This window comes from uncultured Neptuniibacter sp. (genome assembly GCF_947498015.1).
In the GTDB taxonomy this organism is placed as follows: domain Bacteria; phylum Pseudomonadota; class Gammaproteobacteria; order Pseudomonadales; family Balneatricaceae; genus Neptuniibacter.
Genome location: NZ_CANMIR010000012.1, coordinates 78,681 through 92,012 on the forward strand (window position 1 = coordinate 78,681; position 13,332 = coordinate 92,012).

The 13,332-nt window shown below is 48.2% G+C and carries 14 protein-coding genes; 4 read left to right on the top strand and 10 right to left on the bottom strand.

The window, feature by feature from the left end; genetic code table 11:
- Nucleotides 1-67 precede the first annotated feature (67 nt).
- From Q0882_RS14000 to Q0882_RS14015, 4 genes are all read left to right on the top strand, one after another.
- Nucleotides 68-739, top strand: a complete 672-nt coding sequence (locus tag Q0882_RS14000; RefSeq protein ID WP_299182924.1) for a GntR family transcriptional regulator — start codon at nt 68-70, stop codon at nt 737-739.
- Nucleotides 726-2,090 carry a malonyl-CoA decarboxylase family protein gene (locus tag Q0882_RS14005; RefSeq protein WP_299182925.1) on the top strand — a complete coding sequence of 455 codons (1,365 nt, stop codon included), beginning with the start codon at nt 726-728 and terminating at the stop codon, nt 2,088-2,090. The genes Q0882_RS14000 and Q0882_RS14005 overlap by 14 nt, the downstream gene beginning before the upstream one ends.
- Nucleotides 2,087-3,208, top strand: a complete 1,122-nt coding sequence (locus Q0882_RS14010; protein ID WP_299182926.1) for a hypothetical protein — start codon at nt 2,087-2,089, stop codon at nt 3,206-3,208. Before Q0882_RS14005 ends, Q0882_RS14010 begins: the two co-directional genes overlap by 4 nt.
- Before the next feature lie 203 nt (nt 3,209-3,411).
- The gene (locus Q0882_RS14015) at nt 3,412-3,957 is read left to right on the top strand and encodes a winged helix DNA-binding protein (RefSeq protein WP_299182927.1); all 546 of its coding nucleotides are present in this window, start codon (nt 3,412-3,414) and stop codon (nt 3,955-3,957) included.
- Here Q0882_RS14015 and Q0882_RS14020 read toward each other — a convergent pair.
- The 10 genes from Q0882_RS14020 to Q0882_RS14065 all read right to left on the bottom strand — a co-directional run bounded on the left by Q0882_RS14020 (nt 3,949) and on the right by Q0882_RS14065 (nt 13,307).
- Nucleotides 3,949-4,599 carry an NAD(P)H-dependent oxidoreductase gene (locus Q0882_RS14020; protein WP_299182928.1) on the bottom strand — a complete coding sequence of 217 codons (651 nt, stop codon included), beginning with the start codon at nt 4,597-4,599 and terminating at the stop codon, nt 3,949-3,951. The genes Q0882_RS14015 and Q0882_RS14020 overlap by 9 nt on opposite strands.
- A complete protein-coding gene (gene dmpG, locus Q0882_RS14025; RefSeq protein ID WP_299182966.1) occupies nt 4,599-5,627 on the bottom strand; it encodes a 4-hydroxy-2-oxovalerate aldolase in 1,029 nt (342 codons plus the stop codon). The genes Q0882_RS14020 and dmpG overlap by 1 nt, the downstream gene beginning before the upstream one ends.
- 81 nt (nt 5,628-5,708) lie before the next feature.
- Nucleotides 5,709-6,617 carry an acetaldehyde dehydrogenase (acetylating) gene (locus tag Q0882_RS14030; protein ID WP_299182929.1) on the bottom strand — a complete coding sequence of 303 codons (909 nt, stop codon included), beginning with the start codon at nt 6,615-6,617 and terminating at the stop codon, nt 5,709-5,711.
- A gap of 30 nt (nt 6,618-6,647) precedes the next feature.
- On the bottom strand, nt 6,648-7,433 hold the full coding sequence (dmpE, locus tag Q0882_RS14035; protein ID WP_299182930.1) for a 2-oxopent-4-enoate hydratase: 786 nt from the start codon (nt 7,431-7,433) through the stop codon (nt 6,648-6,650).
- Nucleotides 7,434-7,502: 69 nt separating this feature from the next.
- A complete protein-coding gene (locus tag Q0882_RS14040) occupies nt 7,503-8,381 on the bottom strand; it encodes a VOC family protein (protein WP_299182931.1) in 879 nt (292 codons plus the stop codon).
- Nucleotides 8,382-8,474: 93 nt separating this feature from the next.
- Entirely contained in the window at nt 8,475-9,527 is a 1,053-nt protein-coding gene (locus Q0882_RS14045) for a 2Fe-2S iron-sulfur cluster binding domain-containing protein (protein WP_299182932.1), read from the bottom strand.
- An 82-nt stretch (nt 9,528-9,609) separates the two neighbouring features.
- Nucleotides 9,610-10,923 (bottom strand): Rieske 2Fe-2S domain-containing protein, encoded by a 1,314-nt coding sequence (locus Q0882_RS14050; RefSeq protein ID WP_299182933.1) that lies wholly within the window; start codon nt 10,921-10,923, stop codon nt 9,610-9,612.
- A 112-nt stretch (nt 10,924-11,035) separates the two neighbouring features.
- On the bottom strand, nt 11,036-11,590 hold the full coding sequence (locus tag Q0882_RS14055) for a NifU family protein (protein WP_299182934.1): 555 nt from the start codon (nt 11,588-11,590) through the stop codon (nt 11,036-11,038).
- A 20-nt stretch (nt 11,591-11,610) separates the two neighbouring features.
- Nucleotides 11,611-12,438, bottom strand: coding sequence for an alpha/beta hydrolase (locus Q0882_RS14060; RefSeq protein WP_299182935.1), 828 nt, complete (start codon nt 12,436-12,438; stop codon nt 11,611-11,613).
- A gap of 35 nt (nt 12,439-12,473) precedes the next feature.
- Complete coding sequence (locus tag Q0882_RS14065; protein ID WP_299182936.1) at nt 12,474-13,307, bottom strand: alpha/beta hydrolase; 834 nt, start codon at nt 13,305-13,307, stop codon at nt 12,474-12,476.
- Nucleotides 13,308-13,332 lie beyond the last annotated feature (25 nt).

The following is a 13,332-nucleotide window of genomic DNA, read 5'->3' on the forward strand; positions in this document are numbered from 1 at the left end:
TTGATTGTAATTAATAATTACACTACAATGCAATTTCAATTGAAATTTAATTTAAAGCCAATTGCCTATGCCTATAATAAAAAGAACAGTGCTTTATGAAGAGGTGGCTGAAATTGTCGCCAGGATGATCTACAGCAGCCAGCTAGAGCCGGGGCAGTGGATTGATGAGATGCAACTCTGCAACGAGCTTGGAATCAGCCGTACACCTCTTAGGGAGGCGTTGAAAGTTCTAGCATCCGACGGACTGGTCGAACTGGTTCCACGAAAGGGCTGCTTTGTAAAGACGATCAGTGCTGAGGAGCTTGACGAGTTATTTCCCATCGTTGCGCTGCTTGAAGGGTTCTGTGCAAAACTAGCAGCGGAAAATGTCACCGATCAGGAGTTAATCAGACTCCGTCATATTCATGCGAATCTGGAGAAACATGCAGCAGATGAAGATATCGTCCGTTATTACGAAGAAAACATCCTCTTCCATGATGCATTGAAAAACATCTCCAGCAACACCTGGCTAGAACGTCTCACACTGGATCTCTCCCGCGTTATTCGTCTGGCAAGGCAGAAGCAGTTAAAACTGGGATCACGACTACAGCATTCACTACAGGAGCACCGCGATATTCTGGCGGCTATTGAAGCGCGTGACGGTGAACTGGCGAATGCGACAATGTCACTTCATATCCAAAACCAGTACCTAGCGTTGAAAGCCAAACTGAAGGAGAGCACTCCAAATGAGATGGATTAATCGCTTAATCGATTCTGTTACGGATAAAGGCAAAGAGCTGTTAAACGCGGAAGACCCAGCAAGGATCGGTGGAAAATATACGTTAGCGGAAGATTGCAACGCACTCCTCTCCTATCGTGGTGACGCAACAGCTTTAGCGATGGCCCAACAGATCCATAACCGCTATTCCAGTGCCTCAGAAGAGGAAAAAATAGATTTTTTCGCTCACCTAAGTACCCATTTCTCGCCCGACTTCGATGAGATTTCAACACTGGCCTCAACCTTGAGTCATGAGCACAGTAGCGACGCATATAAACAGCTGCTTAATTCGATCAAAGGCGGTCGCCAGATGCTGTTTGAACTGCTCAACATTCCCGGGACCGGTACCCAGGCTTTAGTCAAAATGCGAACGGAGCTTTTGAATCTGCTTCCTGAACATCCCGAATTTGCAGTCGTGGATGTTGACCTTAAATACACATTGGAAACCTGGTTCAATCGAGGGTTTCTCGAGTTCAGAGAGATCAACTGGAATACATCTGCAGACGTTCTGGAAAAACTCATCAGTTATGAAGCCGTTCATGAAATACAGGATTGGGCAGATCTTAAACGACGCTTAACCGGTGATCGGTCATGCTTTGCATTTTTCCATCCCGCACTACTGGATGATCCTTTAATCTTTGTACAGGTGGCTTTTACTGAAGAGATCAGCGACCGGATTGATCCCTTTATTAACCATGAACAACCTGTAACCTCTTCATCCTCTACTAACACCGCTATTTTCTATTCCATATCAAACTGCCAGACCGGACTTCGAGGCATCTCGTTTGGTAACTTTTTAATCAAACAAGTTGTCCAGCAGATCCAGAAAGAGCGACCTCAGATCACCCGTTTCTCCACTCTTTCACCAGTGCCCGGGCTGACACGTGCAATCAGAAAGAATTACATCACCGAAGACACGCTTCATCAGATCGCTGGTCCTTTGCTACCCAGCTTGCAAAAACGTTACGCAGATATGCCGTTAATAGAATTAATCTGCGAGCGCTACGATCGTCTCGATGAATCCCATGACGATACGGTCTCGTTTATGAACGAGCTGGGGGTTTATTATCTCACCCAGTTGAAGCATGGAATCGAGCCCTATGACCCAGTTGCCCGCTTCCACTTAAGCAATGGGGCATCGATCTACCGAATAAATCCCTTCGGAAATCGCAAAGAGTATGGTTTGAAAAGCTCCGCCGGATTAATGGTCAACTACCTGTATGACTTGGAACGAGTAGAGATGAACCATGAGTCATTCAAGAAAAATGGTGCCATCGACATCCACCGAAACCTGAAAAAACAGCAGAAAAAAATCCGGGCATTAGCATCATGAGGTCGTGTTCAAATCTACAAAGAGCAAAGCAGTTAGCCCTTTCAATTTCAGATAAAGGGCTATTCCATGATGCGGGTAATAGCTCAACCTGGTTCGGTCAGACCTCGGACGGTGAACAGGTTATGATCTGGGCAAATAACGCAACCATCAGTGCAGGCTGCCTCACTCTGGATTTAGCTGAAGAGCTCAACCGGGCGATTGATTACGCTGAAGAACACTCAACAAAACGACTTGTTCTATGCTTAGATTCAGCGGGGGTTGATCTCAACAATGGCTGGCAGGTCATGCAGCAGACCGCCGCACTGATCAAACGGCTGCTGCAGCTACAGATTAATACTCAAACAACAACGATTGCCGTTCTGGGAGATTCTGTTGGGTGCTACGGTGGTGCACTGTTAACAGCATCCAGTTGTGAATACGTGCTGGCTGCTGATAATACACAGTGCGGTGTATCAGGTGCTAAGGTGATCGCTACACTGAATAATATCCCTACGGAAGATCACTATCCCTATTATGCAGCCACCTACCGCTGGGTAAATAAAGAGTTGTTCTGCATCCTGCCAAAGCAGATCGAAGAGCAGCGCAACCTTCTCTTATCCCTCCCCTATAAAACACTGGATACGACCTCTATAAAGCTGGAGATAGCGCAACTTATCCAGCACACAGCGGAAGATGAAGCCTCTATTGCTATACCTGTTAATCAAAAGCTGGAAGCAGACTCTCCATCGCTGGGGTTCCCAGAATCATCCTTTGTCGGTTGTGATGAACTGCTTGAATTTATTCTCCGACTAGAACGCTATCTGGACAGCGAGGTAACGGTCCCGATTATCGATGGTAACTGCGATCAGGCCTTTTCCTTTCTCAATGAGCAGCGTGGTTTTTCCCGCTACCTATCCTGCTGTATGCGACTCATGCGACTTTTATCTGCTCAGGGAAAAACGCTTCAGGTTAAGGTCTCTGCCGGCGGTAGCGGTGCCACATTTATAGCACTCTCGCTTATGGCTGATGAGCTCTCTCTCGGGGAGAACTGCAAAATTTACCCCCTCCCTGCAGATGCAGTCTCTCTTTTCTTCCCGGATCACTCCCTCACAGGAGCTGAGTGGAAACACCATCAATAACCATACAAACATCTATAATTTAAATAAAAAACCAATTGATTAACAATCTTTGATCTAGCTCAAAGGCCTCTATATAATCCTCTGCTAACCTAAAATCTTGCCTAAATACCACTTAACGCTAATCTCTATAGAGTCATATTTTTAATAGAATATCAGTCTAAGTTACGCGTTAATGGGTACTAATAATGAAAAAGAACACCCTAATGAATGATATTAGTCTCTACAGAAGCTGGCACCTAGGTGGTAACGAACACAACGCGATTACCACTGAATTTGAATGGTCGCTATTAAGATTTCACGAAGCTTTCCAGCGCTACTGTCTACAGATTGGTAGCACAGCTGGGTTAGGCAATCTGACTTATCAGGAGCTCATTATCCTGAATGTTATCCGCATGCAGGATCGCCCTAAACCCGTTACAATCATTGCCCGCCTTCTCAACCGTGATGATATCCCTAATATCCAGTACAGCTTACGTAAACTGGTGTCATTGGAACTCATTAGTAAAGACAAAGAAGCAAACAGCAAGATCTACAACTACTCAATGACTGAACAGGGGCGGCATAAAATTGACCGTTATGCTGAGCTACGTGAATCACTCCTGACCACTCAGACATCCAGCATCGATCGGGTAGATGAGAAAATGGCTGAAGCAGCCAAGCTGATCAGCCTGCTGACGGGTATCTATGATGAGGCTGGTAGAATTGCTGCAACCTACGCAAGCCCCATCGATGAGGAAGAGTTAAGATAAACAGGCCGCTTTCTCTCTGTCTTTTGCCTCCAGTAATCCTTTCTCTGCCAGATACAGATCTATAGACTCGCTGGCTTCAGCGAGTCTTTCATCGAGGCTGAAACCTCCGCGTGAGGTTCCCTCAATCGCTACAAAATCACAGCTTTCAAACCCCATAAAATCAGCGATAACCTTCATGTAGGGGCGGACAAAGTCCATCTCAGATCCCTGATAGATCCCCCCCATCGAATACAGAACTAACATCCGCTTCCCGCGACATAACCCTTCGAGGTTACCATCCCCTACTTTCTGGAATGTACGCCCGATTCTGACAACTTGATCGATGTAGGCTTTCATGGCAGAGGGTACGTTGAAGTTGTATACCGGCATCCCTAAACAGACCAGATCAGCCTCCATCAGTTCTGCAATCAACTGATCAGAAACCACCGTTGCTCTTTTAGCCCTTAATGAGGGTTCAGGGGAGAAAAAGCCTTCAATCGCATCAGCTGACAGGTGCGGCAGAGATGACTTCACCAGGTCCCGATAGACAATACAGCTATCCTCACTCCCCTCTGAAAAGGCTTTGATAAACTGCTGTGTCATCGCTCTGCTGACTGAGCCAACGCCCCGACTACTGGAATCGATCACCAATATTTTACTCATCAGATCAGCCCTTTCTCTTTTGCCATCGTTAGCGCCAGGTCTTCAATCATATCTTCCTGACCACCCACTGTGCCGCGACGGCCCAGCTCTACCAGAATGTCACGTGCCTGAATGCCGTATTTCGCTTCCGCACGCTGCGCAAACAGCAGGAAGGAGCTGTAAACACCGGCATAGCCCAGTGTCAGTGCATCCCGGTCCACACGGATCGGCTGATCCATCAGTGGAACAACGATATCTTCGGCAACGTCCATGATCTTATAGAGATCAACGCCGTGATTGGCCTGCATCCGTTCCAGTACGGCAACAAACACCTCCAGTGGCGTGTTACCTGCGCCCGCACCCAGACCCGCAACCGAGCCATCAATACGGGTGGCACCGGCATCAACCGCCGCCAGCGAGTTGGCGATCGCCATCCCCATATTGTGGTGGCCGTGGAAACCGATCTCTGTTGATGGGTTCAGCTCTGCACGCAGCATACCGATCTTCTCGGTCACTTCATCTGGCAACATGTAGCCGGCAGAATCGGTGCAGTAGATACAGTTAGCCCCGTACCCTTCCATCAGTTTGGCCTGCTCCAGAATCTTCTCCGGTGAGACCATGTGCGCCATCATCAGGAAGCCAACGGTGTCCATCTCCATCTTCGCAGCCATACCGATATGCTGCTCAGAGACGTCCGCTTCCGTACAGTGGGTTGCCACGCGGATGGTATTCACACCGCAATCGCGCGCCATCTTCAGGTGATCAACCGTACCGATCCCCGGTAGTAACAGTGCAGAGATCTTGGCATTTTTCATCTTCGGCACCACCGCGTTGAGGTACTCCTCATCGGTGTGAGCCGGGAAACCGTAGTTCAGGGAGGAGCCGCCCAGCCCATCACCGTGAGTGACTTCGATCAGGGGGATGCCGGCATCGTCCAGACCGGTAGAGACAGCGATCATCTGCTCCAGTGAGAGCTGATGGCGCTTCGCATGCATACCATCACGCAGGCTCATATCATGGAGTGTTACTTTTTTGCCTTTCAAATCCATCATTCTTTCCTCAGGTATTTCTCGGCGTGGGGACACGCCTCCTACACGCAGCAGGAGCGTTGTCCGCACCGCGATAGCGCATCAGCGAGCCGGAAGTGTAATTTCACCTTTATGTGCTTCTTCTGCGAACATCTCAGCAGTACGCAGGCCCGCTGCGGTCATGATGTCCAGGTTACCCGCGTATTTCGGCAGGAAGTCACCCAAGCCCTCAACCTCCATAAAGACAGAGACTTTATTGCCATCAAAGATCGGACCATTCACCAGCTTGTAGCCCGGCACATATTTCTGTACCTCTTTGACCATGTTCTTCACCGATTCGGTGATGGCATCCTGATCCGGTGTCTCTTTGGTCAGGCAGTGGATCGTGTCACGCATCATCAACGGTGGCTCAGCCGGGTTAACGATGATGATCGCTTTACCCTTATCTGCACCGCCGACCGCTTCAACGGCACCGGCAGTCGTACGGGTAAACTCATCGATATTCTGACGGGTACCCGGACCGATGGAGCGTGAGGAGACGGTCGCAACGATCTCACCGTAAGAGACCTCCTGAACCTGAGAGACCGCAGCAACCATCGGAATCGTTGCCTGACCGCCACAGGTCACCATGTTGACGTTCATCTCCAGCTGAGAGGCGTGTTGTTTCAGGTTGACTGGCGGTACGCAGAACGGACCGATCGCGGCTGGCGTCAGGTCGACCATAATCACACCCAGCTCATTCAGCTTGCGGCTGTTCTCTGCGTGAACATACGCAGAGGTGGCATCAAAGGCGATGCGGATATCGTCTTCGATCACGTGATCCAGCATGCCGTCTACACCGGTGCTGGAGACTTTAATGCCAAACTCTTGTGCGCGCTTAAGGCCTTCGGATTCAGGGTCGATACCGACCATCCAAACCGGTTCAACCCACTCAGAACGCATCATCTTCATCAGCAGGTCGGTGCCGATGTTACCCGGGCCGATAATGACCGCTTTTAATTTTTTACTCATCAATCTATTCCTTCAATCAGTTCGGTCGGCTTAGGTGAAACGTACAGAAGCAGAGCCGATACCGCCGATACTGACGGTCATAAAGTCGCCTGCCTGAACCGGTTCAAGGGGAACCAGGGAACCGGAGAGAATTACTTCACCCGCTTTCAGCGGAATGCCGAATTCACCCAGGGTATTCGCCAGCCAGGCAACAGCGTTGACCGGACTGCCCAATGCCGCAGCACCCGCACCTGTCGAGATCACTTTTCCGTTCTTCTCGACCACCATACCGCAGGTACGTAGGTCCACATCTCTGGGACTAACCGCTGTATCCCCCAGAATAAAAAAGCCACAGGACGCATTGTCCGCAACCGTGTCCTGAATCTTGATCTGCCAGTTTTCAATTCTCGAATCTACAACTTCAAAACAAGGCACCACAAAATCAGTCGCAGCAATCACGTGGGAGGTGGTAACCCCAGGGCCGATGAGATCCTTTTTGAGGACAAAAGCGATCTCACCTTCCGCTTTAGGCTGCATCAGCTCCTGACTAATTGGCATCTCCTCTCCTTGGTTGAATGCCATTTTGTCTGTCAGATAACCAAAATCAGGCTGGTCCACATTGAGCATCTTTTGTACTACGTCTGAGGTAATACCAATCTTTTTACCGATCACCACCTCCCCATCAGCCTTTCTCATCTCAAGCAGCGCAGTCGAGATATGGTAGGCATCCTCAATACTGATATCCGGATGTGTTGCTGTAAGAGGCTTTATCGCTTTGCGTTCACGTAGTGCAGCATAGAGCTGTCTTGCACAGCCCTGAATCTGTTCTTTATCCATAGATCACCCAAAATTCCCAAATGGGATAAAAAAAGGGCACCGAAAGGTGCCAAGAGTGCAAGCTAAGTGTTATTCAACCAGGTTATGACCCCAGATTTTAGGGGCGTTATAGAGTTCTATATCCCAGTTGTCATAGTCACGGATCTCTTCACCACCGTAACCATATTCGATGGCAAACCCTGCGGGCGTGATCATGTAGAATGAGGTCATTTTGTCATTTGTATGCTTACCCAACGTCAGTATCAGAGGCACATTAAGCTCCTCTACACGATCATAGGCTCGACCTACATCATCAATATTTTCTGCCTGCAGCATAAAGTGATTAAGTTCACCCGCCCCGGTGCCAAAACAGGGGTTACACACCGCAATAGAATGGTGTCTGGGGTTACAGTGCATGAAGGTTGCCTTGGCCTCATCCCAGTGGATATAGTCTGAAATTTTCATGCCCAATGCCTGACGATAGAACTCCACCGCTTCTTTGGGATCTTCATGACAATAGAGGATATGACCCAGCCCCAGATCACCAGTATTAAACCCATCGAAACGCGGGCAACTTGGTGTGTAAGGCTGATTATCATGGAAAGGAGAGAAACAGATCTCATAAGGGACATTATCCGGCCCTTTAAATTTCATCAGTTCCAGCACCATCCGGTCCTGTTTCTCTGCATCTGACGCCAGTTCAACACCAACCCCCATACCCGCAAGATGGGTGTACATCTCATTGAACTGATCGATCGTATCGACCTCCCAACCGACAAAGGCAACACTGTCAGCATCGCTGTCGATAAAGGTAAAACGATGATGATATTGATCATAACGAAGCTTAATACGACCATCTGGACTATCTGTTCGCTGTTCAAGACCCAGAATATCAAACAGTATTGTGTGCCAGTCGTTAAAATTTGCGACATTGAAGCCCATATAGGCCAGTTTGGTTACAGCAGCCATTCTTCTAACCCCTCTTATTTTTTTTATTGGCAGAGCGCCCCCTGTCACACCTCAAACTAATATTGCGTTGAGGTGTGCAGAGATGATTGTTGATTACGCGGTTTCGAATAACTCGACGTGGATGTTTTCGCCTTTAACACCCAAAGATTCCAGATGCTCACGCGCGGCTTCATTCATTGCAGGAGGTCCACAAAGGTAAGCGACCGTTTCAGGATCGGTGATATCATCTTGGGTAATGGAGAGTTGTGCCCGGCAGTTATAACCGTCCCATTCTCCTTCAGGGCGGGAGACACAGGTACGGATATCTAGATTTCGCATCCAGGTATCACGCAGTTCCAGCTCATCCTGAGCAAAAAGATCTTTTTCAAAGGAACAACCGAAAGCGAGAATAACGGGCTTACGGCGGAAATTTTTCAATCGGAGCGTATCGATCATACTCATCATCGGTGCCAGGCCAGTTCCACCAGCAATCATGATCTGTGGTACTTTCTCTTCGCGCAGATAGAACACCCCATAGGGGCCATCGATCTCAAGTTCATCCCCTACTGCGGCTCGATCACGCAAGTAGTTGGACATCACACCCTCTTCAAGTACTCGGATGTAGAAGGTCACTTCAGGTAGTTCACGCTCAGTACTGGACATTGAGTAAGAGCGCCACTCCTCTGTGCCCGGCACTTTAAGCTGCACATATTGCCCCGCTTCGAAATGTTCCATCTCAGCGTCATCAGCCAGTTCAGCTTCGATACGTACCGTGTTGTGGTTCACCCACTCCAGTTCATTAATAGTAATCACACTCTGACTGGCGGCGTGATCTTCAGAAAAGGTGCTCGGGTAGTCGAGATCAACAACACAATCGCTCTCTGCATACGACGTACACGTCAGGCGAAAACCTTCTCGCTGTTCACTGGGTAACAGTGACATCAGACGATCTGAATCCATACCGACATCGCCTTCGTCGACCTTACAGATACAGCTGGCACAGCTACCGGTCAGGCACTGATGGATAACAGGTACTTCATTGCTTCGAGCAACATCCAGCAGTGTTTCACCCTCACTGGAGATCGCTTCATATTCGACACCGTCTTTAAAACGAAATGTAACTTTTGATTCTACAATTTCAACAGCAACTGCTTCTGATGAAGACATGACCTGTCCTCCTTATTATTATTTTTTGTAACTCTTTACAGAGAAAGAGGGGCCGCTTGCCAGCCCCTTTTGGATAGTTCGATTAGCTCTTATCGTACTTACGACCTGTTGCGTAAGCGTCCATACCTGGCCAATCACCCAGAGCCGCTGCAGCCAGATCTTTACTCTGCCCTTTCTTAGAGCCATTCACGCCACGAGGTGGCTGAGCAATTCCTCGGTTAAAGTTAGAGGCACACTTACGCCATACGATCACGGAGGCATCCATATCAGCCAGCTGTTCGTCATCCCAGCCAGTACCATCTGCATAGAAATTCTGCATCGCATCACGCGCCATCAGGTCACAATCATTAAACCCTTCCAGGCACATCGGCTTGTAGAGATTCTCGAAACGGTATTCGAACTCCTTCTTCTCCTGTTCTGTGTTGCACTTCTTCACCAGAACTTCCCAGTATTCGTAAGTATCATCAGTAATTGGGATGTACCACTCATACTGAACAACATGCTCTTCAGGCCAGTTTTCTACCATTAATACGCCAGGCATAAACATAGAGGTACGGAAGTATTTAGGGTTCTGACCGTAAGCTTTGATATCCAGGATTGGGTTTTCAAGAATAGGCTCATAGGAGTCAGTGAAGTAACGGTTGAGGAAACCCTGAGGACCGTCCTCATCTTCAATAATTGCAATCGCCTGATCATCCAAAGGCTTAATACCCAACGGAACCGCCCACTCTTTTGCCTGCACAATTGCGTTATCGCGGTGAATCAGCAGGTGACCTGCATCAAAGCCGTTTTCACACGCAAGACGCCAGTTGGCATTACCAGTACGGTGCATACCACGAATAACCACTCCCTCATCCAGAATCGATGGAGTATCAGGCCAAAGTGGGTGCGGAAATTTTTCGTTGTTTTCTGGGAAGCGGATTGGCAGATCATTTTTCAATGGTGGGATCTCTTCATCCCAATCCTCTTCGCAAACGAATACGAAGATCATGCCGTTGACTTCTTCAACGGCAAATTTCTGAATGCCAGTTGTACCGATCAGTTTGTCGTCCGGCGCTGCAACAATAGTACTTAGCTCACCGTCATCGAGATTAAAAGTAAAACCGTGGTACCAACAGGTGATGGTTTCATCGTTCAGGCACATGGGTTTGGCGGAGAAACGTACGCCACGGTGCAAACATTGATCCAATAGTGCATGCACTGTCCCTTTTGCTCGACGTAGCACGATCGGTATGCCCGCAATCTGAATACCTTTGACTTCACCTTCAGGTAGTTCGTCACTAAAGGCTGCTGGATACCAGTGATTGATGAAACCCCATTCAGCTTCCATATAGGGCTGATACTGCTTCTTCGTATTTTTATCGTTTGCTACGCGAGCGTTCTTAAATTTGGTCATTAAAGTTTCCTCGTTTTTGTTTTTATGCGAGCTTCACTTTTATGCTTTAAAGAGCATATGGATTCATTTTAGTTTGAATTTCAATTGAAATTCAAATCATAATGCAAAAAAATTAGTGTTTTGTTACCTCAGATACCGCCTCAATCTCGGGCAGGTGCTCTTTCAGCGTCGTTTCTACAAACTCAGTTAGTGTCTTTTCTGCGTTACCACAACCCAGACAATTACCACCAAATTTAAGGAATACCCGGTTCCCTTCTGTTCGATCGACTACAACTCCACCTTGATGTTCAGCCAATGCAGGATTGACGTAAGACTCCAGTACTGACGCGGCCTTCAGATGTAAACTTGCATCTTCAGGTAGCTCCGGCATATGTTTAATATTGGGCGCTTTGATACGTAAACGCCCTCCCATCCGGTTCTTGCTGTAGTGCACATCAAGTCCGTCGATGAATAAGCTTAAACGCTCTTCATAAGCCAATGTGAAACCGGAATATTTCAATATTTTATCTTCAGCCTGCTGCTCAGAATTAAAGGTGATAAAACACTGCGACAAAGAGGTTCCAGGGTTTGTCACACCAATCCTGAGGTCCGAATTACCCTCCTGCGCACTCACATGAGTCAGATAATCAATGGCGGAATCACTAATATTTATCTCTGGTTGCATCATCAATCCTCCTGAAACAGACGTTAAGACTCCTGCAGGAACTGCAGGACTAACGCATTAAAACGTGCAGTCTGTTCTATCTGAGTCCAGTGGCCACAGTTTCCGAACAGGTGCATCTGTGCATTTTTGATTTTGCGGAACAGGTTTTCTGAAATCTGAACCGGTACCACACGATCATCGCGACCATGAATGATCAAAACTTCATTCTCCAGGGCACTCAGATCCTGATCAGACACAACCTGTGCATCAGCCCAACGCTGATAGGGTTGTGGGAATACTCGTTCAAATCGTTCCTGAAAGCCGGGGCGGGTCGTGGCGTTATAGCGCATCTCAGCCAGTTCATCTGTCGCAATCGACTGATCAAATGCCATGATGCCCAGGATCTCTTTCATCGCCTCCATCGAGGGCTTATAACCCCATAGTTTTGCGAGTTCAGGGCTCACATCGAAAGGCTGACCACCGCTACCCATCAATACCATGCGGCCGACACGCTTAGGGTGTTCAACAGCAAGCCTCAAAGAGAGTGAACCACCAAAGGAGTTACCCACAAAATCGGCTTTCTCAATATCCAGCGCATCCATAAACCGGACAATCTGATCAACCCAGGTGTCCAGGTGCTTAAACTCGTAATCTGCCGGTGACTCTGTATATCCAAACCCCACAAGATCCGGTGCTAAGACACGACGGAACTCAGACAGCATCGGTATGGCATTGCGCCAGTTTGCCCAAGCGGTCACACCAGCACCCGATCCATGCAATAGGATAACGGGCTGACCTTCACCCTGATCATGGTAGTTCACCTGGATATCACCTAAATCCAGTGTATTTGCTATTTCTGGAGAATCACTCATCTCATATCCTCAATCTTCGGCTTAGCGCCTTGTCGTTATTCTGCTACTTCGTTTAAAAAACCGGTTACCAGATGATTAAAGCGCTCGGCTTGCTCAATCTGGGTCCAGTGCCCACAACTACCGAATAGATGAAGCTGCGCATTCCTAATCTTCTTAAACAACGCTTCTGAGACATGCACAGGGACAACCCGATCTTCCCTGCCATGAATTATTAATACTTCCTGATCGATCCGAGCCAGAGCTTCATCTTCAATCACCAATGCATCTGCCCAACGCTGATGGGGTTCAGGAAACACTCTCTCGAACAGAGCCTGTGCTCCATCTCGCAACGTAGCCCTGTAGCGCATATCTGCCAGCTCATCCGTGGCAATTCGTTGGTCATGAGCCATGATCTGCAATATCTCTTTCATCGCATCGAATGACGGTTTATATCCCCACAGCTTGGATAGCTCAGGGCTGACCTCGAAGGGCTGACCACCACTTCCCATCAGCACCATGCGTCCTACTCTCTCTGGGTGGCGTACTACCAGTGCTAACGTCAGTGAAGCACCGAAGGAATTACCAACAAAATCGGCCTGCTGTATATCTAATGCATCCAGAAGGTCGATGATTTGATCGACCCAGCTCTGCATAAATTTGAACTCAAAATCATCCGGTATCCGGGTATAACCAAAACCCACCAGATCCGGTGCTATAACTCGTCTGAATTTTGAAAGGACAGGGATGCTCAAACGCCAGTTAGCCCAGGCGCTTACGCCCGCACCCGATCCATGAAGCAAAAGAACCGGTCGACCATTACCCTGATCGTGATAATTAACCTCGATATCACCAAGAAGAATCTGTTTACCTATTTCTGGGGATGTCATCATCACCTCCGTCAGAACCCTCAACAGA

Excerpts from the sequence above, each read along its gene's own strand:
- Q0882_RS14045 (WP_299182932.1), bottom strand. The coding sequence starts at position 9,527 with ATGTCTTCATCAGAAGCAGTTGCTGTTGAAATTGTAGAATCAAAAGTT.
- Q0882_RS14040 (WP_299182931.1), bottom strand. The coding sequence starts at position 8,381 with ATGGCTGCTGTAACCAAACTGGCCTATATGGGCTTCAATGTCGCAAAT.
- Q0882_RS14010 (WP_299182926.1), top strand. The coding sequence starts at position 2,087 with ATGAGGTCGTGTTCAAATCTACAAAGAGCAAAGCAGTTAGCCCTTTCA.
- Q0882_RS14065 (WP_299182936.1), bottom strand. The coding sequence starts at position 13,307 with ATGATGACATCCCCAGAAATAGGTAAACAGATTCTTCTTGGTGATATC.
- dmpE (WP_299182930.1), bottom strand. The coding sequence starts at position 7,433 with ATGGATAAAGAACAGATTCAGGGCTGTGCAAGACAGCTCTATGCTGCA.
- Q0882_RS14050 (WP_299182933.1), bottom strand. The coding sequence starts at position 10,923 with ATGACCAAATTTAAGAACGCTCGCGTAGCAAACGATAAAAATACGAAG.
- dmpG (WP_299182966.1), bottom strand. The coding sequence starts at position 5,627 with ATGGATTTGAAAGGCAAAAAAGTAACACTCCATGATATGAGCCTGCGT.
- Q0882_RS14055 (WP_299182934.1), bottom strand. The coding sequence starts at position 11,590 with ATGATGCAACCAGAGATAAATATTAGTGATTCCGCCATTGATTATCTG.
- Q0882_RS14030 (WP_299182929.1), bottom strand. The coding sequence starts at position 6,617 with ATGAGTAAAAAATTAAAAGCGGTCATTATCGGCCCGGGTAACATCGGC.
- Q0882_RS14005 (WP_299182925.1), top strand. The coding sequence starts at position 726 with ATGAGATGGATTAATCGCTTAATCGATTCTGTTACGGATAAAGGCAAA.
- Q0882_RS14000 (WP_299182924.1), top strand. The coding sequence starts at position 68 with ATGCCTATAATAAAAAGAACAGTGCTTTATGAAGAGGTGGCTGAAATT.
- Q0882_RS14015 (WP_299182927.1), top strand. The coding sequence starts at position 3,412 with ATGAATGATATTAGTCTCTACAGAAGCTGGCACCTAGGTGGTAACGAA.
- Q0882_RS14060 (WP_299182935.1), bottom strand. The coding sequence starts at position 12,438 with ATGAGTGATTCTCCAGAAATAGCAAATACACTGGATTTAGGTGATATC.
- Q0882_RS14020 (WP_299182928.1), bottom strand. The coding sequence starts at position 4,599 with ATGAGTAAAATATTGGTGATCGATTCCAGTAGTCGGGGCGTTGGCTCA.